This window comes from Kineosporia sp. A_224 (assembly GCF_002198655.1).
Taxonomy (GTDB): Bacteria; Actinomycetota; Actinomycetes; order Actinomycetales; family Kineosporiaceae; genus R-H-3.
The window spans coordinates 42392-69377 of the sequence record NZ_MWLN01000184.1 but is presented as its reverse complement, the minus strand read 5'-3'; the positions used below and the strand labels follow the sequence as shown (position 1 = coordinate 69377).

Genomic DNA, 26986 nt, shown 5'->3' with positions numbered 1-26986 from the left:
GCCCGGACCGGGAACCGGCGGCACTGCTCGGCGAGGAACGCGTCGGCGATCTCCATCCCGGACTTCAGCTCACCGGTGGCCTCGTCCTCGAGCAGCACGATGCGCAGCCGCTTCGGCAGCCGCGCCACGGCGCGGACGCAGGCGTCGGCGTGCTCACGGGTGATCTCACCCGCGGCCAACGCGGCACCGACCTGCGGCAGGCTCCCCGAGTCCGCGTCCAACGCATGCGCCGCCCGGGCGTCAGCGTTCGCCCGACCCGGGTCCACGTTCAACCGCCCGGTCAAGAACGCCGCCGCGACCTTCCCCTCACTCGCCCCCGGCACCGCCTCAGGCCGCTCGTCGAGAACCTTGATGACAGCGAGCCGGGCCGCTTCCGCGGACGCCATCGCCCGCGTGAACGCCTCCACCGCATCCCGCGCCTCACCGTCCGACAGCGACCACGCACACCGTGATGCCTCCAGCACCACCGCGGTCGCGGCGTCCATCGCGGCGATCCCCGCGAACAGGTCATGCACCGGCGCCGACTCACCCGACACGACAGGACCAGACGGCAGTGACGCACCCGGCTCACTCCCGGGCACCTCTCCGCCTGTCTGCTCGTCGCTGCTCACGAGAACAACAGTAGAGACGGGGTCCGACAGTCTGGGCTCGGCGAGACCCGTTCCCACGCAACAACTTTGCGTCAGCGATCGTCACTCACGATCCGTCGTTGCCGACGGGGACAGCCCCTGCGTGCACGCTCAGGAGTGCCGATGCGGGGAACGGTCGGGCGCGTCGTGGGTGTCGATCTGCAGGAGGCGGGTCCTTCCCTGGAGCGTCACCTGGTCGCCGAGGAGTCCACGGAGCGAGTTCAGCAGCGGCTCGCGAAAGCCGGCGTCCGCGACCGAGTACTGCGATGTGGTCCTGAGCAGACCGAGGTAGTCGTCGACATCCAGACGCCAGGGCCACTCGTAGCTGCGGGCATCCACGAGTTCGAGGTTCGGATCGGTACCGATCTCGGACTCGGCCCAGCCGGTGTCAGACCGATGATCCTCCACATCGTGCTGGAGCCCGTGCCCCCTGCGGAGATACAGAGCCCTGACCCCTTCGAGGTCGTGCATCTGCGAGGCGAGGCGCCAGCCGTTCCAGAACAGGTATGCCCTTCCGCCGGCACGAAGAAGCGATGACAGGCGAGACCAGCGTGTCGCCGGGTCCGCCCAGTGGAACGACTGAGCAGCGATGACCACGTCGTAGGTGCTGCCCGGGTCGACGTCCTCGAATGCTGCCTGTCTCAGGTCGCACTGCTGGCTGAGCTCTGCCGCTTCCAGGCGACCGGCAAGGACCCCCACCATGTCCGTAGAGGGTTCGACCACCTCGATGGTGGCGCCCCGCCGCACAAGCGGCAGTGTTGCGCGTCCCGTGCCCGCTCCGACCTCGAGCATGCGGCCGTGCATGCGCGTCCCAGCGGATGCGCAGATGTCGTCGAACAGCTGCTTTGGGAACTCCGGCCGCAGTCGCTCGTAGTCGCCGGCCCCACGCTCGAAAGACCGGGCGCGCGCCAGCATGTCATCGGCGTCCATGTGCGGAAGTTAGCGCTGCACCCCTGGAGACGCACTCATCCGCCCCTGGTCGGTCGCCGGAGGGCCTCCGAAGTCCGCGGCGGGTGGCTCACGTCGCGTGCACCACCAACGGCCCCGCCACCCGTCGGCGCTGGTACGCGTCGACCGTCAGCGAGACCTCGCCCACGCAGCCGAGCGTCGAGCACTCGCAGCTGAACCGCGCGACGGGAGGCTCGGGCAGCGCCTCGACCCCCAGGTCCTCGCGGTACAGCGTCAGCTGCGTGGCCATCACCTGGTTCTCCTGGCGCCGCATGATCGCCCGTTGCTCGCCGGTCGCGGCGCGGACCAGACCCCCGGGCACCCGCAGCAGGGACGACACGAACCGGTCCACCGTCTCGGTCAGCGAGCGGCCGCCGTCGACGACGACGGACCGCAGCCCGAGCGCGTCCGCCCGGTCGCGCAGGGCCCGCGTGACGAGGACGTCGCGCCGGTGCCGGTTCTCGACGGCCTCGGCCTCCCGGGCACTGGGCACGACCTCGGCCCGGGCCGTGACAGCCCCCCGGCTGAAGCTCTCCGTCGGCAGCAGCCACACCGCGGCGTCCGGGCTGCCGAGCAGCGGGGCCACGAGGTCGGGAAGGAGCTGCGGGCCCTCGGCGAGGACGGTCGCCCCGGGGCCGAGAGCGTCGAGGTCCTCGACGACCAGCGGCATGCGTTCGGCCGAGATGGCCAGGAACTCCTCGGCGAGGACCTCGGGTGCACGGAGCCACCGGTCGTCGTACGTCATGGCGTTGAACGCCTGCGTGCGCGGGAACGCGCCGTCGGCCGCCCGTCGCACGTGGTCGTAGCTGTAGGCGTCCACGTGGTAGGCCCGCAGGTCCAGGAGCCCGGCGACGGCGCGGACGAGCGTCGTCTTGCCCGCACCGCTGCCGCCACCCACCCAGACGACGGCGCAGGGCGCCGCAGCGGTCATCGCGGCCTACTTCGGCAGCCGCAGACCGTACATCCCGCCGTCGACGGCGAGCACCGTCCCCGTCGTCGACGCCGACAGCGGCGACGCGAGGTACGCCACGGCGTGGGCGACCTCCTCGGCGGAGACGAGCCGCCCCATCGGCTGCCGGGCCTCGAGCGCCGCGCGCTCGGCAGCGGGGTCGGGTGCGGTGTCCAGGAGGCGGCCGACCCAGGGCGTGTCCGCGGTGCCGGGGGCGACGGCGTTGACCCGGATCCCCTCGCGGACGTGGTCGGCGGCCATGGCGAGCGTCAGCGTGAGCAGCGCGCCCTTGCTCGCGCTGTAGAGGGCGCGCCGCGGCAGCCCGGCCCACGACGCGACGGACGCCGTGACGACGACCGAGGGCGCCCGGGACGCCCGCAGGTGCGGCAGTGCGGCCCGGACCGTCCGCGCGGTCCCCACGACGTTCAGGTCGAGGACCCGCAGCCACTCGGCGTCGTCGTTCTCCTCGACGGTGCCCTGCGCCCCGATGCCGGCGTTGGCGACGACGACGTCGAGCCCGCCGAGCGTCTCGACGACGATCGCGACCGCGGCCCGCACAGACGCGTCGTCCGTGACGTCGCACCGCACCCCGACCAGCCCGGCCGCCGCGGCCTCCTCGGTCAGGTCACCGATGTCGAGGACGGCGACCCGCGCGCCGCGGGCGGCGAGCGTCCGCGCGACGGCGAGGCCGATCCCCGACGCGCCGCCGGTCACCGCGGCGACGAGCCCGGCGAAGTCCTGCCCGGCGTAGTCCTGACCAGCCCGCTGCGCGCCGTCGGAAGTCGTTGTCACTGCTGCCACTCCGGTCCGTCGGGGTACGTGTACCGCGCCACGCTCGACGCGTGCATCCTGGCACCGAACCCGGGGGTGCGGGGCGCGACGTAGCGCCCGGCCCGCACCTCGACGGGGTCGGTGAAGTGCTCGTGCAGGTGGTCGACGAACTCGATGACCCGGCCCTGCATCGTGCCGCTCACGGCGACGTAGTCCGTCATCGCGAGGTGCTGCACGAGCTCGCAGAGGCCGACACCGCCCGCGTGCGGGCACACCGGCACCCCGAACCGGGCGGCGAGCAGGAGGATCGCGAGGTTCTCGTTGACGCCGCCGACCCGGCAGGCGTCCAGCTGCAGCACCGACAGCGCCCCGGCCTGGAGCATCTGCTTGAAGATCACCCGGTTCTGCACGTGCTCACCGGTCGCGACGGCGATCGGCGCCACCCCGCGGGCCACGGCGGCGTGGCCGAGGACGTCGTCCGGCGACGTCGGCTCCTCGATCCAGCGCACCCCGAACGGCGCCAGCGCGTTGACCCAGGTGATCGCGTCGTCGACGTCCCAGCGCTGGTTCGCGTCGATCGCGAGCTCGATGTCCGGCCCGACCGTCTCGCGGGCCAGCCGCAGTCGGCGGACGTCGTCCTCGAGGTCGGCGCCCACCTTCAGCTTGATGAGCGTGAACCCTTCTGCCACAGCCTCTTTCGAGAGCCGCACGAGCTTCTCGTCGTCGTACCCGAGCCAGCCGGCGGACGTCGTGTAGGCCGGGTACCCCGAGGCGAGCAGGTCGGCGGTGCGCGCGGCCCGGCCGGGCTCGGCCGCGCGGAGGATGTCGAGCGCCTGCTCCGGGGTGAGCGCGTCGGTGAGGTAACGGAAGTCGACCTGGGCGACGAGCTCCTCCGGCGTGAGGGACGCGACGTACTGCCACAGCGGCAGCCCGGCCCGCCGGGAGGCGAGGTCCCACGCCGCGTTGACCACGGCGCCGATCGCCATGTGCAGCACGCCCTTCTCCGGGCCGAGCCAGCGCAGCTGGGAGTCCTGGACGAGGCGGTGGTAGAGCTCGGCGAGGCCTGCGGGGGAGTCCGGCACCGGCCGCCCGACGACGTGCGGCGCCAGCGACCGGACGGCGGCCGCGGCCACGTCGTTGCCGCGGCCGATCGTGAAGACCAGCCCGTAGCCGTCCCGCCCCCCGTCGGTGCCCGGGTCGTCCGTGCCGAGGACGACGTACGCCGCGGAGTAGTCCGGGTCGGGGTTCATGGCGTCGGAGCCGTCGAGCTCCCGCGACGTGGGGAAGCGGACGTCGGTGACGTCGAGCGAGACGATCCGGCCGGGCATCGCGCCGCCTCCAGGGGGTCGTGGTGGACCTCACGATATGGGAGCCTGCGGCCGGTCCCCGGACCGCCCCGTCCCCCCGGACCGCCCTGTCCCGTCCCCGTCTCCGCAGGAGCGCAGCGATGGACCTGACCCCCCGCCGCCTCGGCCGCTCGGACGTCCACGTCCCGGCCGTCGGCCTCGGCACGGCACCGCTCGGCGGCATGTACGCCCATGTCGCGGAGGAGCAGGCCCTGGACGTCGTCCGGGCCGCCCTCGAGGCCGGTGCGACCTACCTCGACACGGCGCCCCAGTACGGCCACGGCACCGCCGAGCGCCGTCTCGGCACCGCCCTCGCGACGCTGGGCGCCGCCGGCCGGCCCGGTCTCGTCGTGTCGACGAAGGTGGGCCGGCTCGTGGTCCCCAGACCCGATGGCACGGACGTCGGCACGGACGGCGGCGCGCGGGGCATCTTCGCCGACGCGCCGCCGTCCGACGTCGTCTTCGACTTCAGCCCCGCCGGCGTCGAGCGCTCGCTCGCGGAGAGCCTCGACCGCCTCGGCCTCGACCGGGTCGACGTCGTCTACGTCCACGACCCCGACGAGCACGCCGACGAGGTGCTCGCCCGGACCTTCCCGGTGCTGCGGCGCTGGCGCGACGAGGGGGTCGTCGGGGCGATCGGGGTGGGCATGAACCAGTCCGCCGTGCCTGCGCGGTTCGTCCGGGAGGCCGATCTGGACGTCGTCCTGCTCGCCGGCCGCTGGTCGGTCCTCGACCGCTCCGGCGGCGCCGACCTCATGCCGCTGGCCCTGGAGCGCGGGGTCTCCGTCGTCGTCGGCGGGGTCTTCAACTCCGGCCTGCTCGCCGACCCCCGGCCCGGTGCCCGGTTCGACTACGGCATCGCGCCCGACCACCTCGTCGCCCGCGCGCAGGCCCTCGGTGCGGCCTGCGCCCGGTACGCCGTCCCGCTCAAGGCCGCGGCCCTGCAGTTCCCGTTCCGGCACCCGGCCGTCGCGTCGGTGCTCACCGGGGCGCGCAGCCGCGCCGAGCTCGAGGAGAACCTGGCCCTGCTCGACGTCGAGGTCCCCGAAGCGCTCTGGGCCGAGCTCGACGCGATCGCGACGGCGCCGTGACCACCCGACCGGTCGGGGTCGTCGACGCCCACCACCACGTCTGGGACCTCGCCGTCCGCGACCAGGACTGGATCCGCGGCGACGCGATGGCCCCGATCGCGCGCTCCTTCGGCCTCGACGACCTGCGCCCGGAGGCGGCCGCCCGCGGCGTCGTCACGACCGTCCTCGTCCAGACGGTCGTCGGCCCCGACGAGACCCCCGACCTGCTCGCGCTGGCGGACGGCGACCCGCTCGTCGGTGCGGTCACCGGGTGGGCGGACCTCACCTCTCCCGCGCTCGCCGACGACCTCGCGGCGCTGCAGGAGGGGCCGGGCGGCCGGTGGCTGCGCGCCGTCCGGCACCAGGTGCAGCACGAGCCGGACCCGCGCTGGCTCGCCCGACCGGACGTCGTCCGCGGGCTGGCCACCGTGGCCGCGGCGGGTCTCGCGTACGAGCTGCTCGTCCTGCCGCACCAGCTCCCGGCGGCGGTCGAGGCGGTCCGGGCCGTCCCCGACGGCCGGTTCGTCCTCGACCACTGCGCCAAGCCACCGGTCGCGGCCGGCACGCTCGAGCCGTGGTCCCGCGACCTGCGGACCCTCGCCGCCGAGCCCGCCGTGACGTGCAAGCTCTCGGGCCTGGTCACCGAGGCGGCCTGGGCCACGTGGACGCCGGCGGAGGTCGCGCCGTTCGCGGACGTCGTCCTCGACGCCTTCGGTGCGGACCGGGTCATGGCCGGCTCGGACTGGCCGGTGTGCCTGCTCGCCACGACGTACGGGGGCGTCTGGGACCTCGCCCGGGACCTGCTCGCCGGCTGCTCGCCGTCCGAACGGGACGCCGTGCTGCGCGCGACCGCGACCCGGGTCTACGGCCTCGGGGCTGCCTGAGGCGCGGCGCGGTACCGTGCGCCGTGACCGCTCCCCTCACGTCCGGACGGCGCCCGACCGCCGGACGGCGCCTGACCTCCGGACGGCGCGGGGCGTGGCTCGCGCTCGGCGGCGCCATCGCCGTGGGCTCGGTCGCGTTCACCCAGATCAAGCTCGTCCTCGAGCAGGTCTCGCCGCTCGCGCTCGCCGCCGGCCGGGTCGGCTTCTCGGCCCTCGCGTTCGCCCTCGTCGTGACCCTCCAGCCGTGGCGGCGCACCCCCGTCGCCCGGCAGGACCGGCTCGCCGTCCTCGCGTGCGGGCTCGGCGGCTCCGCCGGGTTCCACCTGCTCTACACCTGGGGCCAGCAGCGGGTCTCCGTCGCCGTCGGCGCCATCGTCCTGGGCTGCATGCCGGTCGTCGTCGGCGGGCTCGAGGTCGTGTTCCTGCGGCACCGGCTCACCGCGGTCCAGGTCGGCGGGCTCGTCCTGTCCGTCCTCGGGGTGACGCTCATGTCGCTCGACGGGTCGGGCGGGGCCGGCGACGGCGGGCCGCTCGTCCGGGACGCGGCGTGGTTCGCCGGGTTCGCCGCCGTGGCCGGGGCCACGGTCGTCTGGTCGGCGGTCTCGGTGACGACCCGGTCGCTGGCCGACCGGTACGACCAGTGGTGGCTCAACACCCCGGGGACCCTCGTCGGCGCGCTCGTCATGGGGCTCCTCGTCCTGGGCACGCACCGCTGGCCGGAGTACGGCGACCTGTCGGCGTCCGGCTGGGTGCAGGTGGCCTGGCTCGGCGCCGTCGGGTCGGCGTTCCTCTACGCGGCACTGGCCCGGGCGATGCAGCACCTGCACGCGACGACCACGGCGAGCGTGAGCACCCTCGTCACGCCGCTCGGGGTCGTCGTCGCCTGGCTGGTCCTCGGGGAGCGGCCCGCCTGGCCGGTCGTCGCCGGCGGGGCGGTCGTGCTCGTCGGGGCGTACCTGGTCACCGCGCGGCCCACCGTGGTGCGCACCGAACCTTGACCAAGGCTTGACCTCGCGGTCGCACGCCTCCCGTCACGCTGGGCAGCGCCCGGCTCGTCGGGGCGGAGGTTCGTCAGAGGTCGGTCGAGGAGGTCCCCGGTGCAGCGCAGCGACGTCGTCGTCGTCCTGCCCGCCTACAACGCCGAGCGGACGCTCGCGCGGGCCGTGGCGGCCGTGCCGGTCCAGTACCGCAACCGGATGATCCTCGTCGACGACGCCAGCTCCGACGAGACCTACCGGCGCAGCGTCGACCTGGGGCTCACGTCCATCCGGCACGAGCAGAACCGCGGCTACGGCGCCAACCAGAAGACGTGCTACACCGCGGCCCTCGCCGACGACGCCGACATCGTCGTCATGCTCCACCCCGACGGCCAGTACGACGCGCGGATGATCGACGCGCTCACCCTGCCGATCCGCCTGGGCATCTGCGACATCGTGCTCGGCAACCGGATCCGCTCGCGCCGCGAGACGCTCGCCGGGGGGATGCCACGGCGCAAGTACCTGGCGAACCGGCTCCTCACCGGGATGGAGAACGTGCTCCTCGGGCAGAACCTCGGCGAGTTCCACACCGGGATGCGCGCCTACTCCGCGCAGGCGTTGCGGTCCCTGCCGTACGAGAGGTTCTCGGACGGCTTCGCCTTCGACTCCGAGCTGCTCGTCGCGGCCGCGTACTTCCGGATGCGCATCGGTGACGTGCCGGTGCCCACGGTCTACACGGACGACTGCTCGCAGATCGGGACGGCGGCGAGCACCGTCTACGCGGCGCGCACCGTGCTGACGGTCGGCAAGTACCTGCTCCAGCGCAGCAGGCTGGCGGCCTTCGAGATGTTCGAGCCGGTCCCGGCGCGCGACCCCGGGCCCGCGGCGGACGCCGGCCGCGACAGCCGGGTTCAGCCGGCCGGCAGGTCGTAGCGGCACACCGAGATCGCCACGAACTCGGTGCACTCACCGCCGGTGGACAGCGCTCCGAGCTCCTCGGCGATCGTGAACCCCTCGTCGTGGCTCTGGGAGTAGACGACCCACGCGTGCCGTCGCCCGGCGACGAGGCCGGCCAGGGTGTCGAGGTCGGCGCGGGTCGGTTGCAGCGAGAACTCCTCGCTCCCTGCGGGGAAGGGCCGGGTCTCCAGGTCGGTGCGCCGCGCGTAGGCCCCGTACCCGTTCTGCAGCGTGTACCCGGCGTTGAAGAGCACGAGGTCCCCGGGCGCCGCGTTCGCCTCGAGGTAGGCGGTGCTCTCCCGCCACTGGTCCTTGTTCACGTCCCGGTAGAAGTGCACGTACTGCGGGCCGGACACCGCGACGACCAGGACGAGCGCCGCGACGGGCAGGAGCCGGCCCGGGAGCGCCCGGGCACCGACCACGGCGAGCATGAGGAACGCCACGGACGACGCGATGAGGTACTTGCGCCCGAAGACCGGCGACGCGACGACGGAGTACCCGACCGCGAGCAGGACCGGGACCGCGAACGCCGTCCACAGGAGCAGGTAGCCCCGGTCCGCGGGCGTCAGCCTGCGCCGGGCGAGCAGCCGGCGCGGCAGCCCGCGGTGCGCGACCAGCCCCACGAGCGTCAGCGCGGCGCAGACCCCGAGCGCCCCTGGCGAGCCGGCGAAGTGCTCGAGCACGCCACGGACCGAGCCGACCGTGACCGGCGGCAGCCAGGGGTACGCCCCGACCTTGTCCAGCTGGTCCACGAAGAACAGGGCCCAGGGGAGGACGAGCACGCCGAGCACCAGCCTGGACGCCAGCCACCGCCGCAGCGTCCGTCCGTCGACGTCCCGGGCCAGGGCCAGCACGACGACGAACCCGGCCTCGGCGACGAGCAGGAGGGCCCCGTAGTGGTGCGTCCAGACGACGAGGGCGTCGGTGACCGCCAGGGCGGTGACCTGCCACGTGCGCCCTTCGTCGAGCAGGCGGACGAGCAGGTAGAGCGACGCGACGGACAGCAGCGCGAGGAGCTCGTACATCCGGGCTTCCTGCGAGTACTGCAGCTGGAACAGCGACACCGTCGTCGCACCGGCACCCAGCAGCCCGGTGACCGGGTCGAACAGCCGCGTCATGAGGGCGTGCACGAGCGGGACGACGAGCACGCCGGCCACGACGGACGGCAGGCGCAGCATCACCTCGGAGCTGCCGGCGACCGCCGTCCAGTAGTGCATGAGGGCGAAGTACAGCGGCGGCAGGATGTTGCGGACCGTGTGCCGGACGTCGTCGACGTAGCCCAGCGGCGTGAGCCGCGCGAGGTAGGCGGTGTAGCCCTCGTCCACCCAGAGGCTCTCGCGGCCGAGACCGGCGAGCCGCAGCACCGTCGCGACGAGCATCATGACCGCGATCGCCGCGGCCCGGCCCCGCCGGCCGAACGGTCCACCGGGGTCCGGCCCGGCGGGCGGCGCGCGGTGCTCGACGAGCGGTCCTGCGGCCATGGGTCCGGACCGTAGCGCCGATGCGGCGCCGGAGCCGAATCCCCGTGACGCACACGTCATCACGGGTGCACCCGGTGGCTCAGCCGGCGGGTGCAGGCTTGACCCGGGGTTGACGCACAGGTGAGGTACACCGGTCCGTCGTCGGGCGATCATGCGCCCATGACAGAGGTCGAGCAGGCTCGTGACGTCGCGGCGGAGCGCCGCCCCCGCGGCAGGCACCGCGCCCCGGACCGTCCCGGTGGCGAGGGGGAGCGGCAGGCCGGGGCTCCCGCGCCGCGGTTCGCCCACGAGGCCGAGGGCGGCTTCTGCATCGTCTGCGGCAGCGTCTGGCCGTGCTCGCGCTCGTCGGCGCGCGCCGCGCGGGGTCCGGCGCACGCCCTGACGCCCTGAGACGGGTACGGGAAAGGGCGGCCCCCCTTTCGGGGGACCGCCCTTCCGTGGGACCCGGAGGGGGCTACCGGGTCCCGTTCGCCTCGCCGCGTCAGGGGGCCGCGGCGACCGCCACCCACGGGGAGTACGTCGTGCCGAGCGCGTTACGGGCGCCGACCCGGACGTAGTAGACCCGCTTGGTGAGGTTGGTGAACGTCCCGGACGTCCCGGTCACGGTGACCGTCGTCGGGTTCGTCCCGGCCGCACTGGTGGACCGCTGCATCCGGTAGTCCACCGCTCCCGGGACCGCGGTCCAGGAGAGCGGGATGGACTCCCTCGTCGCCGACGTGGCCGTCGCCTGTGCCGGCGTGGTCACGGTCGGCGCCGCGGGGGCGGCGACGGTCACCGTCAGGGTCCCCGTGGGGGCCCGGCCGGCGGCGTTCCAGGCGACGACCCGGTAGGAGTACGTCGACCCGAGGGTCACCGCAGTGTCCGTCCGGTTGAGCGCGGTCCCCGTGCCCGCCGTGGCGGGACGGGTGGCGACCTGCGTCCACGTGGCGCCGCCGTCGGTGGACCGCTGGAGCGAGAAGCCCGACTCGTTCGTCGAGGCGTCCGTCCAGAACGACCGCACCGAGAGCGGACCCGTCCGGAGCTGCGTGCTGAACCCGGACGGCGTCGCCGGCAGTGCCACCAGGGTGACGGACGCCGTCCCGGAGAGGCTGGTGCCGAGGAAGCTCACCGCACCGACCCGGTAGGTGTTCGTCGCCCCCGGCAGCGGGGCCAGGTCGATCGTGGCCTGCGCACCCGTGCCGGTGGTGCCGGCGAACGTGGTGAGCGTCGTCCACGACGCGCCGCCGTCCGTGGTGCGCTGCACGACCGTGCTGTCCTCGTCCGTGGCGTTGTCCGTCCAGACGAGGTTCACGCTCGCGTCCTGGGTCGCCGTCGCCGCGACGAGCGTCGCGGCCAGGCCGCTCGGGGCCGCCGCCAGCGCCGGGGTCACCGACACGTTCGCCGACCACACCGTCGTGACGAGGTTCGTCACGCCGACCCGGTACGTGTACGTCGTTCCGGCCACGACCGGGCCCGGGTCGATCGCCTGGACGGCGTCCGCCGCGAGGCTCGCGAGCGTCGTCCAGCTCGTCCCGCCGTCCGTCGACCGCTGGACCGTGTAGCCGGTCTCGTCGGTCGCGTTGTCGGTCCAGGTCACCTTGACCTCGGGACCCGCGCCGCCGGCCTGGGCCTTCGCCGCCAGGTTCGTCGGTGCGGCCGGGGCGGCCGCCGCGACGGACGCGGTGTTGGAGACCGGGCTCGGCCCGACGAGGTTCTCCGCGTAGACGCGGTAGAGGTTCGTCGAGTCGACCGCGAGCGGTCCGGCGTCGGTGTACGCCTGGTCGGTCGCCGCCAGGGTCGCCAGCGTCGACCAGGTCCCGCCGCCGTTCGTGGACCGCTGGACGACGACGCCGGTGGCGTTCGTCGCCGTGTTGGTCCACGTGAGCGCCGCACCCGGGCCGGCCACGAGCGTCGCGGAGAGCGTGCTCGGAGCGGTCGGGGCGACGAGCGCCACGGTCACGACGTTCGACGGTGCGCCTGCGCGCCCGCCGTTCAGCGCGACGACCCGGTAGTCGTACGACGAGCCCTGGGACACGGCCGAGTCCGTGAAGGTCGTCGTGGCGGCCGGGGTCGTCCCGATCGTCGTCCACGCCGCCGACCCGGTGAGCGTGCGCTGCACCTGGAAGGCGGTCGTGACGCCGGGGTCGCCGTCGGTCCAGGCGAGGTCCACGGCCGGACCGGCGGCGATCGTGCCGGTGAGACCGGTGGCCGCGGCCGGGGCCGGGGTGTCGACCGCCGTGTACGCCGCGGAGACGCTCTGGACGGTCTTCGTCGGGAAGCCGTTGCCGTAGCCGACGGTGTTCTTGGCGACGACCCGGTACTGCGTCGTCCCGACGTCAGCGGTGGAGGCCGGGTCCGGCATCGACCGCGTCTGGTGGATGTTCGCCGCGTCGAGCGGCGAGGTCACGGTGTCGACGGCCGACCAGGTCGCCCCGTCGTCCGTGCTCCGCTCGACGGTGAACGCCGTCTCGGTGATCGAGTTGTCGTCCCAGTGGACGGTCCACCGGTTCGTCCCGCCGTCGGCCACCTTCTCGGTCCACAGGGTGCCCGCCTTGGCCGGCGGCAGCGCCAGGTCGACCGGCCGCATCATGTCCATCTCTTCGTGGCTCAGGATGTGGCAGTGGAAGACGTACTCCCAGCCGAAGTTGACGAGCGCGTTGGTCACGGCCGCCGTCGGGTTCCCGTTGACGTCCATGTTGTTGAAGCCGGCGGTGCTGCCGAGCGGCATCATCGGGTCGAGCGGGCGCACCGAGTTCGGCACCTCGAACGGCGTCTTCGGCACGAGCGGCCGCAGCGCGACGATGGTGTCCTCGAGCGGTGACATCCGCACGGTGTCCTTCCACCCGAGCTCGTTGTCGTCCGGCGGGATGACGATGTTGTCCCACGTGACGCGGTTGAGCACCTGGACGTCGAACAGGTGGAAGTGGATCGGGTGCGTGTCCACGCCGTTGTGCGTGATGCGCCAGATCTGCGTCCCGTCGGCGGCGCTGGAGATCGGGGTGGCCTTGGCCCCCGCCGACTCCAGGTTCGTGCCGTCGATGATCTCCGTCGTCGGGTTCGTGAACGGGTACAGCGTGACGTTCTGCGCACCCGGGGTCGGCGGCTGCGCCTCGATGCCGAGGTTGGCCTGCATCCGGCCGAACGGGTCGAACGTCGAGGAGTTCATCTCGTCGTGGATCGCCTTCGGCTCCAGGCCGATCGTCATCTTCGACGTCGGGGCCTTGAGCGTGTTGAAGGAGAACGACCCGGTGTCGTTGACCCGGACGAGCCCGTCGCAGGTCGACGTCGTGCTCGCGCCGTTGCAGTTGCTGCCGGCCGCGAACGACGTGCCGTAGGCGGTGTTGTACGCCGCCTGGCCGACGATCACGGGGTGCTGGCCGGACTCGAACACGCCGCTGCCGTTCGCCTTGTGCTTGAAGGCGGACGTGAGCTTCGTGAGGTTGAACGCCGGTGCCGGCGTCGCCGCGGCGATCTTGACCTGCATGACGGTCCGGGTGTTCGGGCCGTAGCCGGGCAGGATCTTCGGGGCGCCGTTCGGGCTCATGTCCGGGGCGCCGGTGTAGTAGTCGTACGACGCGACACGCGCCGGGAAGGCCGCAGGAGCGTCGTTGTAGAGGATGAGCGTCTTGCCGGCGAACTTCGAGAAGTCGACGATCGCGTCGGACCGCTCCGCCGGGGCGAGCAGCATCGAGTGCAGGTCCACGTTGCCGACGTCGAAGCGCGTCGGGTCGGTGATCCAGGTCGTCGGCTGCTGGCCGTCGATGACCGCCGGCTTGGGCAGGAAGCCGCCCTCGCTGCCGATCTGCACCCAGTCCGGACCGGCCGCGTTGTTGTTCGCGTCGGCCGGCGTCGGCGAGACGTTCGGGTCGGTCTGCGCGGCGGCCAGCTCGGCCGCGTTGAGCTTGACCTCGGTCGTGCCGTCACCCTGGGTCGGGTCGGCCGTGTACCACTGCAGGTTGAAGAAGCGGTCGTTGGCGGCGTTGAGGAGCCGCATCCGGTACGACTTCGGCTGCAGCGTCACCGTCGGGTAGGCGACACCGTTGACGATCGGGGTGTCGTTGAACTGCTCCATGCCCGCGGAGACGTTCGGCGTGCCGGGGATGAGCTCCGGCTCGCAGAACGGGTCGGTCTGGTAGGTCCAGGTCGCCGGGTCGTCGAGCTTGCAGGCGGCCGTGTAGTACGGGTTCTTGATCGGGCCGTACTGGGTCCCGGTCGCCGGCGGCCAGAACCACGGGCCGTACATCCAGCGGCCGTAGGCGCTCATGCCGGAGGGGTCACCGGGGTTCTGCGCCGGCATGTAGACGTGGTGGTACCAGAACGAACCCTTGGTGCCCCAGCGGGTCTCGTCCCACGTCGGGTCCTGGAGCGCCATCTGGGCGGCGTCCGGGGTGAAGGTGCGGTCCTGGACGACGAGCGGCAGGGTGTCGTTCGCGCCGGGGATGGTCCCGGAGCTCACGAGCGCCTGCTCGGTCTCGTCGGTGATGACGTACCCGGCGGCCTCGCCGGCGTACACGTTGAGCCGGGTGATGCCCCACGAGTGGTCGTGGTAGAACATCAGCCGCGCGCTCTGCTGGTTGGTGTAGTAGAAGGTCTGGCAGCCGTCGTCGGTCTTGTCGCAGACCACCGAGTTGTCGGCCGGGTCGACCATGTCGGGCACGTTGCTCACCGCGACGCCCTGCGGCCACGCGGCGTTCTCGCCGGCCGGGGTGACCCACTGGTGCGGCGTGCCGTCGCTGATCCACGGGGTCGTGCCGCCGTGCAGGTGCAGCTCGGCGCGGTTGTCCGTGAAGCAGTGCGCGACGTCCTTGGGCTCCTGGGTGCAGTCCGGGTTGCGGACGCCGTCCATGACGGTGCCGTCGTCGACCAACGGCGTGCCCATGTCCATCGGGCCCATGCCCGAACCCATCATCGTGGAGTCGACGGGCAGGAACAGGTCACCCTTGGCGCCGGTCGGCAGGTAGTTGTGGAAGACGATCCGGGTCGGCCGGTTCTTCGTCGCACCGATGAACGGGCCGAGCCACTGCGGCGCGGTGACGCCGAAGACCTGCTGCCCGGACGTGTCGAGGACAGGCACCTTCGTGCCGTCGAGCAGCTCGTTCGTCAGCGCGACGTGCTGGCTGACGGCCGCGTTGTCCGGCGTCTCGATCTGCACGTAGCCGCGCACGAGCGTCGGGTCGATGTCGGTGTGGAACTTCGTCCGGTACTGGACGAGGCCGATGACGTACTCGTCGGCCTCCTCGCCGCTGTACGTCTTGGCCGCGGGGACGCCGAGCGGGATGAACTTGTCGGTCGCGCCCGTCGGGCAGCCGCCCGGCGCCGCCGGGCTGCAGGTGACCGGCAGCGCGTCCTGGAACTTGCGGATGCCGACGGCGAGGTACCCGGCGCCCGGGGTGTCGACGGTGATCGCGGTGACGGCACCGATGTCCGTCGCGCTCGTCGCCGTCGCGCCGGAGCCGGGGGTCCCGGTCTGGTCGCCGTCCGCCACCGCGACGTCCGGCGCGGAGGTGTAGCCGCTGCCGAAGTCGACCGGGTCGATCGCGGTCAGGTGCAGGGTCGTCGTGGCCGTCGCGAGCGTGGCGCCGGCGAGCGGGTCGGCGAGGGTGCCGTTGTGCACCGCGATCCCGGGGGCCGCGAGGTAGCCCGAGCCCGGCTCGTCGACGACGACCTGGGTGATCGTGCCGTTCGCGTCCATGCCGTCGACCGGGTCGCCGTTGGCGACCATCGGGACGTGGCCCTTGGCCTGAACGCCGTTCGCGAGGTCCGGCATGTCGAACTCGACGGTGGGCATGACGTAGTTCGCGCCGCCGTCGGTGATGGTGATGGTCGGGTCGACGCCGCCGGAGCCCTGCCCGGTCGCGGCGGTGCCGCCGCCGCCGGTGAGGGTGACGTCGAAGAACCGGTAGCCGGAACCGGCCGCACCGACCGTGTACCCGGTGACGCTGCCGGACGTCGTCACCGTCGCGGTCGCCGTCGCCGCGTTGCCGGGGTCGCCGCCGCCGATCGTCACGGTCGCGCTGCCGGTGTAGCCGCTGCCGGCGTTCGTCACGTCGATCGTCGCGATGCCGCCGGTCAGCGGGTCGACGTTCGCGCTGGCGGTCGCGCCGGTGCCGCTGCCGGTGATCTCCACGGTCGCCTTGGGCGTCGTGAGCTGGCTCAGGGCCCAGTTGGGCCACGGGCCGAAGTAGTGGGGGACCTTCGACGCGTCGGTCGGCCCCGTGGGGGTCGCGGCCTCGGCCGCGCCACCCACCAGCCCCGGCAGCGCGACGGTCAGAGCCCCGACGAGCGCCGCCGCGGCGATCGTCGCTGTCAGCGGCCGCCGTCCGACGGCCCGGCCGGCACGGCGTCCTCGCACGTGTCGCATCACTGTGTGTGTCATTGCGCCCCTTCTCCCTGACCGTCACCCCCATTCGGTGACGGAGAGCGCGGCTCACGCACGTGCCCTGAGCACACCGTGCGCCCCAGGTCGGCAACTGTCTGCATTCATGACGCGGCTGTCAGAACCGGGTCATCGGGGCGGCATGACAGGTCGATGACAGCCCCATGACGGGGCTTCATGCGGGGCCGAATGAGCCGTCGACGGACTGTGACGGAACTGGCACGCTGGGTCGCTAGCAGGGTCCGTCGGCGTGGCGCAGTCCGTCGTTCGGGCGATTGCTGTCACGGGACACATGTCATCCGGGGCCGCCGCGGTGAGGGCGAAAACTCACGCCGCGCGATGACAGCGCCGATGATGTCCCCAAGGGCCGGTGAGCGACCGGCGAACGGCTCGGAGGAAGGGTGGTGGACGCGCGATGGCGCGCCTGCTGGTGGTCGAGGACGAGGAACGGCTGCGGTCGTTCATCGTCCGCACCCTCGAGTCGGACGGGCACTTCGTGGCCGTCGCGGGGACGGGCCCGGACGGCGTCCGGCGCACCTACGAGGAGGTCTACGACCTCGTCGTCCTCGACCTCATGATCCCCGGCTTCGACGGGCTCGAGGCCCTGCGCCGGATCCTCAACCACGACCCCGAGCAGCGCGTCCTCATCCTGTCCGCGGTCGCCGACGTCGCCTCGCGCGTCCAGTGCCTGCGGATGGGGGCGACCGACTACCTCACCAAGCCGTTCGCCGCGGCCGAGCTCGTCGCCCGGGTCCAGGCCCGGCTGCGCGCCCCGAAGTCGACGGGCCTGCAGCGCTGGCTGCGGGTCGGGCCCGCGACGCTCGACCTCGAGCGGCAGGTGCTCGAGGTCTCCGGGAAGGTCGTCGCCCTGACCCACCGCGAGCTCCTCCTCGTCGGCTACCTCATGCGGCGCGCGGGCGAGGTGTGCAGCCGCGACGAGCTGCTCTCCAGCGTCTGGGGCTACGACGACCCGAGCAGCAACGTCGTCGACGTCACGGTCCGCAGGGTCCGCGGCAAGATGCCGCTGCCGATGATCGAGACCGTCCGCAACGTCGGCTACCTCTTCACGGCCTCCTGATGCCGGGCACCGCGACCACCGACCTGACCCGTGCCGCGGCCGGGCCCGCCGCCGGGCCCGCCACGGGCCGGTTCTCCCGCGACGAGCTCGTCTTCGCCGCCTGGGTGCTCTTCGCCGCGGCGAACATGGTCGTCATGGTCGCCTTCGCGGCGGCCGGCGTCATCGCGTTCCACGTCATCTGGGTGTCGATGTCGGTCGTCTACGGCGTCCAGGGCTGGTCGGCCCGACGGACGTCCGTCGTCCTGGCCGTCGTCGTCGTCGCGACGACGTTCGCGATGACCGCCTTCATCCGCGTCGAGGGCGCCGACTGGATGGAGCTCACCGAGGTCCCCCTGATGGCCGGGGTCTTCCTCGCCATGGTCTGGCACGTCCGGCGGCGGGCCGCCGCGCTCGCGGAGAGCCTCGCGGCCTCGGAGCGCGAGCGGCGGGCGCACGAGCTCAAGGAGCTCTTCGTGCGCAACTGCTCCCACGAGATGCGCACCCCCATCACGGTCGCCCGCGGGTACGCGGAGCTGGTCCGCAGCCAGGTCCAGACCGACGGTGCCCGGGAGGACGTCGACGTCGTCGTGGACGAGCTCGACAAGCTGGGCGGGCTCGCCAACCGGCTCCTGCAGCTCGCCGACGCCTACGAGGCGACGCACTTCGACTGGGGCGACGTCGACCTCGACGGCCTCGTCCGCCGCACCGTCCAGCGCTGGCGCCCCGCCGCGGACCGGGACTGGCGGGTCGAGAGCGCCCCCGTCGTCGTCGAGGGCGACGAGTCCCGGCTGGAGACGGCGCTGGACTCGCTCGTGGAGAACGCACTCAAGTTCACCTCGGACGGCGACACGATCCTCGTGCGCTGCGTCCCGACGGCCGACGGTGCCGACCTCGTCGTCGAGGACTCCGGGGTGGGGTTCGCGGCCTCGCGCAGCGGCGGGACCCGGGCGTCGGGCCGGCCCGGGACCGGCCTCGGGCTGGCGATCGTCAAGGCCATCGCCGAGACCCACGGCGGCGGCACCGAGCTGCGCGACCGGGTCGGCGGCGGGTCGGTCGTCACGCTGCGGGTCGCCCGGCACCGTCCCGCGGTGGCGCCGCGGCCGGAGGTCAGCGCGCCAGCGCCCGGCTGATCGCGGCCGCCGCGGTCCGGACGGCGGGTGCGAGCGTCCTCGGCCCGGCGCCGTCCGCCTGGACGACGACCGACAGCGCGGCGACGACGTCGCCGTCCGGCCCGCGCACGGGCGCGGCGACGGACAGGGCGTCCATCGTCACCTGCCGGTCGCTCACCGCGATGCCGCGTCGCCGGACGTCGGCGAGCATGCTCCGCAGCCGCCGCGGGTCGACGACGGTCCGCTCCGTGAAGCGCTCGAGCGGGGACGACAGGGCCTCCTCCTGGACCTCCCGCGGCGCGAACGCGAGGAGCACCAGGCCGACGCCGGTGGCGGACATCGGGAAGCGCAGCCCGACCCGGGTGAGCACCGGGACCGCGTGCCGCCCGGCGATCCGCTCGACGAAGACGACCTCGAGGCCGTCCCGGACGGCGAGCTGGACGTTCTCGTGGGTCGCCTCGTAGAGGTCGCCCATCGACGGCGCGGCCGCCTCCCGCAGCCCGATCGTGCGGGGCGCGAGTGCCGCCACCTCCCACAGGTGCAGCCCGACCCGGAGCAGCCCGTCGTCGCCGCGCTCGAGCCCGCCCCAGGCGAGCAGGTCGCCGACGAGCCGGTGGGCGGTGCTCACCGGCAGGCCGGCCCGCCGGGCGAGCGCGGACAGGGTCAGGGCCCGGTGCTCGGCGTCGAACGCGTCGAGGACGGCGAGCAGCCGTGCGCTCGCCGTCCTCGAGCCGCGCGCGGCGGCGCTGCCCTCGCCCACGCGGTGAGGGTGTCAGACCTCGACGACGAGCCGCCCGCCCGCGGACCGGGACACGCAGACGAACATCGTGTCGTGGGCGTCCCGCTCGGCGGGGGTGAGCAGCGCGTCCCGGTGGTCGACCGTCCCCGCGAGCACCGACACCTCGCACGTCCCGCAGGTCCCCTCGCGGCACGACGAGAGCACCGGGACCCCGGCCTCCTCGAGCACCTCGAGCGCCGTCCGGCCGGCGGGGACCGTCACCGTGACGCCGTGGGAGGCGACCTCGACCTCGAACGGGACGTCGCCGGCCTGGGGCGCCGGGTCGGTGGCGGCCCGGAACCGTTCGACGTGCACCCGGCCCGGCCCGAGCGCGTCGCCCTCCTTCTCGACCGCCTCGATGAGCCCCTCCGGCCCGCAGCACCAGATCCCCGCACCGGACGCCGCGGCGCGCTCGACGAGCGCGGCCACCGGCAGCGGGCCGCCGGCGTCGAGCGGGTGCAGCACCACCTCGCCGGCCCCCGCCGAGGCCGCGGCGAGCGCGGTCACCTCGTCGACGAAGGCCATCGAGGACGCCGTCCGGCCGCCGTACGCGAGGTGCCAGCGGGCGCCGGCCAGCACCGCCGCCCGGACCATCGCGAGCACCGGGGTGATCCCGATCCCGCCCGCGACGAAGACGTACTCCGGCGCCGGGTCGAGCACGAACCGGTTGCGCGGCCCACGGACCGCGACCGCGGTGCCGGGGAGCAGGGCCGCGTGCACGGCCGCCGAGCCGCCGCGGCCGGCCGGCTCCCGGAGCACCGCGACCCGGTAGGACGTCGCGTCGTCCGGGTCGCCGCAGAGCGAGTACTGCCGCACCAGCGGCCCGTCCGGGCCCGGGACGACGAGGTCGACGTGCGCCCCCGGCGTCCAGGGCGGCAGCGGGCCGCCGTCCGGTGCCCGCAGGACGAGCGCGACGACGTCGTCCGCGACGCGGGAGCGGTCGGCGACGACCAGACGCAGGTCGTGGTCCTGGCCGTGGTCCTGGCCGTGGTGCTGGTCGTGGTGCTGGTCGTGGTGCTGGTCCCGGTCAGGCATCGCCCGCCACCCCCGCCGGCAGCGGCGCGAGGAGCGCCTCGGGGCCGCTCGTGTCGTGCCCGTCCGGGTGCGCGCCGAGCCAGTCGAGCAGGGTCGCCGGGTCCTGCGCGGACGACGTCGCGCCGCAGTGGCAGCGCCCGCGCAGGACGTCCGAGCCCGGCAGCCAGTCGACCGTGAAGGTCGTGCTCATCGCACCGCGGCGCCGGCGGCGGCCCCGGCCGTTGCGTCGACCGCTGCGTCGGTCGCGGCGGTCATCCCGGCGGTCATCGCGGCGATCATCCGCCGGGCGGCGAGCGCACCGGTGTCGATGTTGATGCTCAGCTCCTGGGTGCCGGCCGGCTCCGCGGCGACGACCGTCTCGAGCAGGTCCAGCGCGGTGACGTCCTGGAGGACGACGGTCCGGTTGCTGTCGTGCAGGAACCGGCTCACCTCCTCGTCGTCCCGGGCGAAGTCGCGCGCGACGGCCCAGAAGTCGTACGTCGACGTCGCGGTCGAGGGGGTGATCGCGTAGACCACCTCGACGTGGAAGGCCCCGTCGTCCGGGCCTTCGGCGGGCGGCAGGACGCCGACCGGGGCGACCCGGCTGTGCAGCGTGTACAGGCACGGCGGGAAGTACTCGATGTCCTGCCAGCGGGTGATCCGGCCGGTGATCCCGGTCGAGTTCGCATAGAACGGCGGGCACGCGGCGTCCGCCATGTGCCGGCTGACCCGGACGATCCGGGCCTCCTCGTCGACCTCGGTGGTGATCGGCGTCTCGGCGACCTCGGGGGTGCCGATGTACCCGCCGTGCAGGTACGTCTCGTGGGACAGGTCGAGCAGGTTGTCGACGAGCAGGCCCCAGCGTGCCGCGAGCGGCTCCATGCCGCTGACCGTCGTCCAGGCCTCGTCGGCGAGCCAGGGCGCCCGCGGGATCCGGGTCGCGTCGGCGAGCGCGGGGTCGCCGATGAACACCCAGACGAACGAGTCCTGCTCGACGACCGGGTACGCGGTCACCCGGGCCGTCCGCGGCACCCGGCTCTGCCCGGGAACGGCGACGCACGTGCCGGTGCCGTCGTAGGTGAACCCGTGGTACCCGCAGACGACGGTGTCGCCGACGACCTGGCTCGGCGCGGCGGAGAGCGGGAACCGGCGGTGCACGCAGCGGTCGGCGAGGGCGGCGACGGTGCCGGACCCGGTGCGGAACAGGGCGATCGCCTCGCCGCAGACGGTCCGGCCGAGGACCTCGGAGGTGACCTCCCGGCCGTAGGCCGCGACGTACCACTGGTTGCGCACGAACGTGACGGGGCTGCTCAACGGGACCTCCGCGGGTGGGTGCCGGCGTCCCCGGGGAGGGGGCTGCCGGCCGACGGTCGGGGCGTCGCCGTCGCCGGCGACATGCCGAGGGTGTGGTGCGGGCCACCTCGCGGGGAACCAGGGTTTCCGCCTGACGGAAAGTCCGCTCCTGCCCGGCCGGGGGCGGGCACCTACGATCGCTCCCGATGAACGACGACCAGTCGGCCGCGGCACCAGGGACGTTGCCCGCGACGGTGACCCGGTTCGTGGGCCGCCGGCGGGAGCTCGGTGACGTCCGCCGGCTGCTGGGGGAGTCCCGGCTGGTCACCCTCACCGGGCCCGGCGGGGTCGGCAAGACCCGGCTGGCCCTGGCGATGGCGGCCGACGTCCGGCGCGCGTTCACCGCCGGCGTGTGGTTCGTGGACCTCGCCGTCATCACGGACGGCGGCCGGATCGCCGAGGTCGTCGCGAACACGCTCGGGGTCGCCGAGCGTTCGCCGCGGCCCGCCGTCGACAAGGTCATCGAGCACCTGCGGGACCGCAACGCCCTGCTCGTCCTGGACAACTGCGAGCACGTCGTCGCCGACTGCGCCCGGTTCGTCGACCGGATGCTGCGGCAGACGACGGACGTCCGCGTGCTCGCCACCAGCCGGCACACCACCGGCGTCGACGGCGAGCACCTCTTCGCCGTCCCCCCGCTCGCCGTCCCCGACCTGCGGCTGCCGCAGCACGCGGCGGTGACGAGCCAGTTCGACGCCGTCCGGCTGCTCACCGACCGGGTCGTCGCGATCCGGCCCGGGTTCGCGGTCACGGACGCGAACGCCGAGGCGGTGGCCCGGCTCTGCATCCGCCTCGACGGGATCCCGCTGGCGATCGAGCTGGCCGCCACCCGGCTGCGCTCGCTGTCGGTCGAGCAGGTCGTCGAGCGCCTCGAGAGCCGCTTCGCCCTGCTCACCTCGGGCAGCAGCGCCGCGCAGCCCCGGCAGCAGACCCTGCGCGCGCTCGTCGACTGGAGCCACTCGCTGTGCTCCCCGGCCCAGCGGCTGCTCTGGGCGCGGCTGTCGGTGTTCAGCGGCTCCTTCGACCTCGCCGCCGCCGAGGGGGTCTGCTCGGACGACGGTGCGCTCACCGCGGCCGGGGTGCTCGACGTCCTCGACCACCTCGTCGCGCAGTCGATCGTCGTGGGTGAGCACGACGGTCCTGCTGTCCGGTTCCGGCTGCTCGAGACGATCCGCCAGTACGGCCGCGAGCGCCTCGAGGAGCTGGGCGAGGTCGAGGACCTCACGCGGCGGCACCGCGACCACTACCTCGCCGTCGTCGAGGAGACGGCCGCCCGCTGGTGCGGGCCGCGGCAGGAGGGCGACCTGGCGCGGCTGCGGGCCGACCACGGCAACCTGCGGGCGGCGCTCGAGACGTCCGTCCGCACCGGGGACGGCGACCCGATGCCCGCGCTGCGGCTCGTGGCCGGGCTGCGCAACCACTGGTACGCCGACGACTTCCTCGCCGAGGGCCGGCAGTGGCTGGACGCCGCCCTGGCGCTGCCGGCCCCGGACGACGCGCTGCGGGCCCGGGCGCTGTGGGTCGCCGCCTGGGTCTGCCTGCTCCAGGGCGACGAGCCGGCCGCCTCGGCCCGCCTCGACGGCTGCGAGGCCCTCGGCGGCCGGGTCGGCGACGGCGCCTCGGTCGCGCACGCCCGGAGCCTGCGCGGGACGGCGGCGCTGTTCGCCGGCGCGCTCGACGACGCCGCGGCGCACTTCGAGGGCGCGATCGCCACGATGGCCGCCGACGGCGACACCGAGGGCCTGCTCTGGAGCCACTTCCAGCTCGCGATCACCCAGGTGCACCGCGGCCGCGGCCGCGACGCGGTGGCGATCTGCCAGGGCGCGCTGGCCCTGTGCGAGCAGCACGGCGAGCAGCTGTGCCGCTCCTACACGCTCTGGGTGCTCGGTTTCGAGGCGTGGCGGCGGGGCGACGCGGCGCAGGCCGAGGCCCGGGTCGCCGAGGGCCTGGCCACCCAGCGCCGGTTCAACGACTCGGTCGGGGTGGCGCTCATGATCTCGACCCTGGCCTGGGTCGCGGCGTCGACCGGCGACCTGGACCTGGCTGCCGTCCGGCTCGCGGGGGCGGACGTCGCCTGGCGGACCGCGGGGACGACGATCGCCGCCTTCGGCCCGCCGCTCGCCGGTCACCAGGCGGCCTGCCTGCAGCGGATGCAGGACGGCGGCCGCCGCCCGGGCGGGATCCCCGCCGGCGCCGCGCTGGCCCAGGTCGTCGAGGCCGTCCTCGACGGGGGCCGCGCGCGGCCGGCGCGTCCGGGGGCTGCCGGACCGGGCACTGCCGGACCGGGCACGCCGGGGCCGGGCGAGCTGACCTCCCGGGAGCTCGCGGTCGCCGAGCTCGTCGCCGAGGGCCTGAGCAACAAGGCGATCGCCGCCGCGCTGGTCATCTCGCCGCGGACCGTGGACGGCCACCTGGAGCGGATCCTCGCCAAGCTCGGGTTCTCCTCCCGGACCCAGGTCGCCGGCTGGGTGGCGGCGCGCCGCGCGGCGGCCCGGTAGCCGGCCCGCGCGCGACCGGTGCCGGGGGCCACGGGTACCCGGGTGGACCGGAACGGGTGGTGGATGGGGTGGTTCCACCCTCCCGGGTGACACCCCGCGCCGGTGACTCTCGTCGCTCCAGCAGTCGTGACGAGGAGGTCGACGATGACGGCGGTGGCCGACGAGCAGACGGTGGCACGTCCGGAGCCCGCACCCGGGGTGCTCTGGATCGGCGGGCAGCGGGCGGGGGCCGCCGACGGACGGACCCGCGAGATCCTCGACCCGTCGACCGGGGACGTCGTCACGACGGTCCCCGAGGCCGGTGCCGAGGACGTCGGACGGGCGGTCCGGGCGGCGCGTTCGGCCGCCGACTCCGGGGTGTGGTCCGGGCTGCCGCCGCGGCGGCGGGCCGAGGTGCTGGTCCGGGTCGCGGGCCTGGTCCGGGAGCACGCCGAGGAGCTCGCGCGGCTGGAGTCGCTCGACGTCGGCAAGCCGCTCCAGTTCACCCGGGCGGTCGACGTCCCGACCGTGGCCGACACCTACGAGTACTACGCGCAGCTCGCCGCGACGATCGAGGGCGCGGCCCGGTCGACGTCGATCCCGGCGTTCGCGTACACCCGCAAGGAGCCGCACGGCGTCGTCGCCGCGGTGACCCCCTTCAACTTCCCGCTCATCCTGTCGACGACGAAGCTCGCGGCGGCCCTGGTCAGCGGCAACACGGTCGTGCACAAGCCGGCCGAGGAGACGCCGCTGTCGGCCTTGCGGATGGCCGAGCTGTTCCACGAGGCGGGGCTGCCGGACGGTGTGCTCAACGTCGTCACCGGCGGCGCCGACGCGGGGCGCGCACTGGTCGGTGCCGACGGGGTCGACAAGGTCGCGTTCACCGGCTCCAGCGCCGTCGGCCGGCAGGTCGCGCAGGACGCCGGGGCCGGCCTCAAGCACGTCACCGTCGAGCTCGGCGGCAAGGGCGCGAACATCATCTTCGCCGACGCCGACCTCGACGCCGCGATCGGCTCCGCCGTCGCCGCGTTCGTCTTCAACACCGGGCAGTTCTGCATGGCCGGCACCCGGCTGCTCGTCGAGCGCCCAGTCTACGACGTCGTCGTCGGTGCGCTGCGCGGCGCCGTCCAGGGCGTCCCGGTCGGCGACCCGTTCGCCGACGGCACCGTGATCGGCCCGATGGCCGGCGCCCGGCACGCGGCGAAGGTCCGGGAGTTCCTCGACCACGGCCGCGGCCGGGGCTACGAGGTCGTCTCCGGCCCGGAGCGGACCGGGAGCGGCTTCTTCGTGCCCCCGACGGTCGTCACCGGGGTGCAGCAGGACTCCCGGCTCGTCCAGGAGGAGATCTTCGGCCCGGTCGTCACGGTGCAGCCGTTCGACACCGAGGAGGAGGCCGTCGCGCTCGCGAACGGCACCGCCTACGGCCTGGCCGCCGGCCTGCAGTCGAGGGACGTCGCCCGGGTGCACCGGGTCGCCGCGGCGCTGCGCGCCGGGATCGTCTGGGTCAACGGCTGGTCGCTGCTCGACGTCGCGATGCCGTTCGGCGGCACCGGGGCCTCCGGCCACGGCCGGGAGAACGGCCCCGAGGCGCTCGCCGAGTATCTGCGGACCAAGTCCGTCGTCGTCAACCTCGGCTGACACCCCTTCTGCGACAACCCGTTCCGGTCAGACTCGATCGAGAGGAAGTCCACCATGCCCACGCCCACCCGCGCCGCCGTCGTCGAGGCGCCCGGTTCCCCGTTCGTCGTCACCGACGTCGTCCTCGACGACGTCCGGGCCGGCGAGGTGCTCGTCGAGATCGTCGCGGCGGGCCTGTGCCACACCGACCTGGGCGTCCAGGTCGGGGGCATCCCGTTCGCCCTGCCCGGCATCCTCGGCCACGAGGGCGCCGGCATCGTCCGCGAGGTCGGCCCCGGGGTGACCCGGGTCGCCCCGGGCGACAAGGTGCTCCTCAGCTACACGTCCTGCGGCCGGTGCGAGAACTGCCGCGGCGGCCACCCGGCGTACTGCGCGACCTGGGTGCCGGACAACCTCATCACCGGGGTCCGCCGCGACGGCACCCCGACGGTGAGCCGGGCCGGCACCCCGATCGGCGGCCACTTCTTCGGCCAGTCGTCGTTCGCGGCGCACGCGATCGCCGACGAGCGCAGCGTCGTCAAGGTCCCCCAGGACGCCGACCTCGAGGTGCTCGCGCCGCTCGGCTGCGGCGTCCAGACCGGCTTCGGCACGGTGTGGAACATCCTCGACCCGGCACCCGGCAGCACGATCGCCGTCTTCGGGGTGGGCGCCGTCGGCCTCGCCGCCGTGATGGCCGCGAACCTGCTGCCGCTGGCCGCGGTGGTCGCGGTCGACCGGGTGCCGGAGCGGCTCGCGCTCGCGGCCGACCTCGGCGCCACCCACACCGTGGACGCCGACAACGAGGACGTCACGAAGGCGGTCCTGGAGGTGACCGGCGGTCGTGGCGTCGACGCGACGATCGACACCACCGCGGTGCCGGCCGTCGTCCGGACCGCGATCGACGTCCTCGCCGCCCGCGGCACCTGCGCCGTCGTCGGGGCGCCGCCGGCCGGCACCGAGGCGTCCTTCGACGTCCAGGGCATCCTGCCCGGCAAGAAGGTCGTCGGCGTGACCCTCGGCGACGGCGAGCCGGAGACCCTGCTGCCGCAGCTCGTCGCGCTGCACGGCAAGGGGTTGCTGCCGCTGGAGAAGCTCGTCCGGCACTACACGCTCGACCAGCTCGACGAGGCCGCCGGCGACATGCACCACGGGCGCACCGTCAAGCCCGTCGTCCGCTTCTGACGGTCGCCCCCGGCACCACCACCCTTCACCGC

Annotated in this window: 21 protein-coding genes; 10 read left to right on the top strand and 11 right to left on the bottom strand. The window is 74.0% G+C overall.

What is annotated here, in order from left to right; genetic code table 11:
• From EDJALFJO_RS19205 to EDJALFJO_RS19185, 5 genes are all read right to left on the bottom strand, one after another.
• The coding region (locus EDJALFJO_RS19205; RefSeq protein ID WP_143448659.1) for a DUF222 domain-containing protein at positions 1 to 611 on the bottom strand (611 nt) is incomplete at its 3' end.
• Between the two features lie 129 nt (positions 612 to 740).
• A complete protein-coding gene (locus tag EDJALFJO_RS19200) occupies positions 741 to 1559 on the bottom strand; it encodes a trans-aconitate 2-methyltransferase (protein WP_088287919.1) in 819 nt (272 codons plus the stop codon).
• Between the two features lie 88 nt (positions 1560 to 1647).
• Entirely contained in the window at positions 1648 to 2508 is an 861-nt protein-coding gene (locus EDJALFJO_RS19195; RefSeq protein ID WP_088287918.1) for a hypothetical protein, read from the bottom strand.
• 6 nt (positions 2509 to 2514) lie between these two features.
• Positions 2515 to 3318: an SDR family NAD(P)-dependent oxidoreductase gene (locus tag EDJALFJO_RS19190; RefSeq protein WP_088287917.1), complete on the bottom strand. Its 804-nt coding sequence runs from the start codon at positions 3316 to 3318 to the stop codon at positions 2515 to 2517.
• On the bottom strand, positions 3315 to 4625 hold the full coding sequence (locus EDJALFJO_RS19185; RefSeq protein ID WP_088287916.1) for an enolase C-terminal domain-like protein: 1311 nt from the start codon (positions 4623 to 4625) through the stop codon (positions 3315 to 3317). Before EDJALFJO_RS19185 ends, EDJALFJO_RS19190 begins: the two co-directional genes overlap by 4 nt.
• A gap of 119 nt (positions 4626 to 4744) precedes the next feature.
• Between EDJALFJO_RS19185 and EDJALFJO_RS19180 the strand changes: the two genes are divergently transcribed.
• The 4 genes from EDJALFJO_RS19180 to EDJALFJO_RS19165 all read left to right on the top strand — a co-directional run bounded on the left by EDJALFJO_RS19180 (position 4745) and on the right by EDJALFJO_RS19165 (position 8507).
• Entirely contained in the window at positions 4745 to 5734 is a 990-nt protein-coding gene (locus EDJALFJO_RS19180) for an aldo/keto reductase (RefSeq protein WP_088287915.1), read from the top strand.
• Entirely contained in the window at positions 5731 to 6597 is an 867-nt protein-coding gene (locus EDJALFJO_RS19175; RefSeq protein WP_088287914.1) for an amidohydrolase, read from the top strand. Before EDJALFJO_RS19180 ends, EDJALFJO_RS19175 begins: the two co-directional genes overlap by 4 nt.
• Before the next feature lie 23 nt (positions 6598 to 6620).
• Positions 6621 to 7595 carry a DMT family transporter gene (locus EDJALFJO_RS19170; RefSeq protein WP_158220486.1) on the top strand — a complete coding sequence of 325 codons (975 nt, stop codon included), beginning with the start codon at positions 6621 to 6623 and terminating at the stop codon, positions 7593 to 7595.
• A 99-nt stretch (positions 7596 to 7694) separates the two neighbouring features.
• The gene (locus EDJALFJO_RS19165; protein WP_088287912.1) at positions 7695 to 8507 is read left to right on the top strand and encodes a glycosyltransferase family 2 protein; all 813 of its coding nucleotides are present in this window, start codon (positions 7695 to 7697) and stop codon (positions 8505 to 8507) included.
• Here EDJALFJO_RS19165 and EDJALFJO_RS19160 read toward each other — a convergent pair.
• Positions 8486 to 10012 (bottom strand): glycosyltransferase family 39 protein, encoded by a 1527-nt coding sequence (locus EDJALFJO_RS19160; RefSeq protein ID WP_158220485.1) that lies wholly within the window; start codon positions 10010 to 10012, stop codon positions 8486 to 8488. The two genes, EDJALFJO_RS19165 and EDJALFJO_RS19160, sit on opposite strands and share 22 nt — an antisense overlap.
• A 159-nt stretch (positions 10013 to 10171) precedes the next feature.
• On the opposite strand from EDJALFJO_RS19160, the gene EDJALFJO_RS33605 reads away from it, so the two are divergent.
• Positions 10172 to 10402 carry a hypothetical protein gene (locus tag EDJALFJO_RS33605; RefSeq protein WP_143448657.1) on the top strand — a complete coding sequence of 77 codons (231 nt, stop codon included), beginning with the start codon at positions 10172 to 10174 and terminating at the stop codon, positions 10400 to 10402.
• 91 nt (positions 10403 to 10493) lie between these two features.
• On the opposite strand, the gene EDJALFJO_RS19155 is transcribed toward EDJALFJO_RS33605, so the two are convergent.
• Entirely contained in the window at positions 10494 to 16343 is a 5850-nt protein-coding gene (locus EDJALFJO_RS19155) for a multicopper oxidase domain-containing protein (protein WP_198950450.1), read from the bottom strand.
• A 439-nt stretch (positions 16344 to 16782) separates the two neighbouring features.
• Here EDJALFJO_RS19155 and EDJALFJO_RS19150 point away from each other — a divergent pair, with 439 nt between their 5' ends.
• Together EDJALFJO_RS19150 and EDJALFJO_RS19145 are read left to right on the top strand one after the other, a co-directional pair.
• Complete coding sequence (locus tag EDJALFJO_RS19150) at positions 16783 to 17445, top strand: response regulator transcription factor (protein WP_088287909.1); 663 nt, start codon at positions 16783 to 16785, stop codon at positions 17443 to 17445.
• On the top strand, positions 17445 to 18554 hold the full coding sequence (locus EDJALFJO_RS19145; protein WP_088287908.1) for a cell wall metabolism sensor histidine kinase WalK: 1110 nt from the start codon (positions 17445 to 17447) through the stop codon (positions 18552 to 18554). Before EDJALFJO_RS19150 ends, EDJALFJO_RS19145 begins: the two co-directional genes overlap by 1 nt.
• Here EDJALFJO_RS19145 and EDJALFJO_RS19140 read toward each other — a convergent pair.
• The 4 genes from EDJALFJO_RS19140 to EDJALFJO_RS19125 are packed head-to-tail and all read right to left on the bottom strand — an operon-like array spanning position 18532 to position 21639.
• Positions 18532 to 19293 carry an IclR family transcriptional regulator gene (locus EDJALFJO_RS19140; RefSeq protein ID WP_198950449.1) on the bottom strand — a complete coding sequence of 254 codons (762 nt, stop codon included), beginning with the start codon at positions 19291 to 19293 and terminating at the stop codon, positions 18532 to 18534. The two genes, EDJALFJO_RS19145 and EDJALFJO_RS19140, sit on opposite strands and share 23 nt — an antisense overlap.
• 12 nt (positions 19294 to 19305) lie before the next feature.
• On the bottom strand, positions 19306 to 20346 hold the full coding sequence (locus EDJALFJO_RS19135) for a PDR/VanB family oxidoreductase (protein ID WP_088287907.1): 1041 nt from the start codon (positions 20344 to 20346) through the stop codon (positions 19306 to 19308).
• Positions 20339 to 20536, bottom strand: a complete 198-nt coding sequence (locus EDJALFJO_RS19130) for a hypothetical protein (protein WP_088287906.1) — start codon at positions 20534 to 20536, stop codon at positions 20339 to 20341. Before EDJALFJO_RS19130 ends, EDJALFJO_RS19135 begins: the two co-directional genes overlap by 8 nt.
• Positions 20533 to 21639 carry an aromatic ring-hydroxylating dioxygenase subunit alpha gene (locus tag EDJALFJO_RS19125; protein ID WP_088287905.1) on the bottom strand — a complete coding sequence of 369 codons (1107 nt, stop codon included), beginning with the start codon at positions 21637 to 21639 and terminating at the stop codon, positions 20533 to 20535. Before EDJALFJO_RS19125 ends, EDJALFJO_RS19130 begins: the two co-directional genes overlap by 4 nt.
• 185 nt (positions 21640 to 21824) lie before the next feature.
• Between EDJALFJO_RS19125 and EDJALFJO_RS19120 the strand changes: the two genes are divergently transcribed.
• The 3 genes from EDJALFJO_RS19120 (at position 21825) to EDJALFJO_RS19110 (ending at position 26954) form a co-directional block, all read left to right on the top strand.
• Complete coding sequence (locus EDJALFJO_RS19120; protein ID WP_088287904.1) at positions 21825 to 24176, top strand: LuxR C-terminal-related transcriptional regulator; 2352 nt, start codon at positions 21825 to 21827, stop codon at positions 24174 to 24176.
• A gap of 144 nt (positions 24177 to 24320) precedes the next feature.
• Positions 24321 to 25793, top strand: coding sequence for an aldehyde dehydrogenase (locus EDJALFJO_RS19115; protein WP_088287903.1), 1473 nt, complete (start codon positions 24321 to 24323; stop codon positions 25791 to 25793).
• Between the two features lie 54 nt (positions 25794 to 25847).
• Complete coding sequence (locus EDJALFJO_RS19110; protein ID WP_088287902.1) at positions 25848 to 26954, top strand: NAD(P)-dependent alcohol dehydrogenase; 1107 nt, start codon at positions 25848 to 25850, stop codon at positions 26952 to 26954.
• Positions 26955 to 26986: the final 32 nt, after the last annotated feature.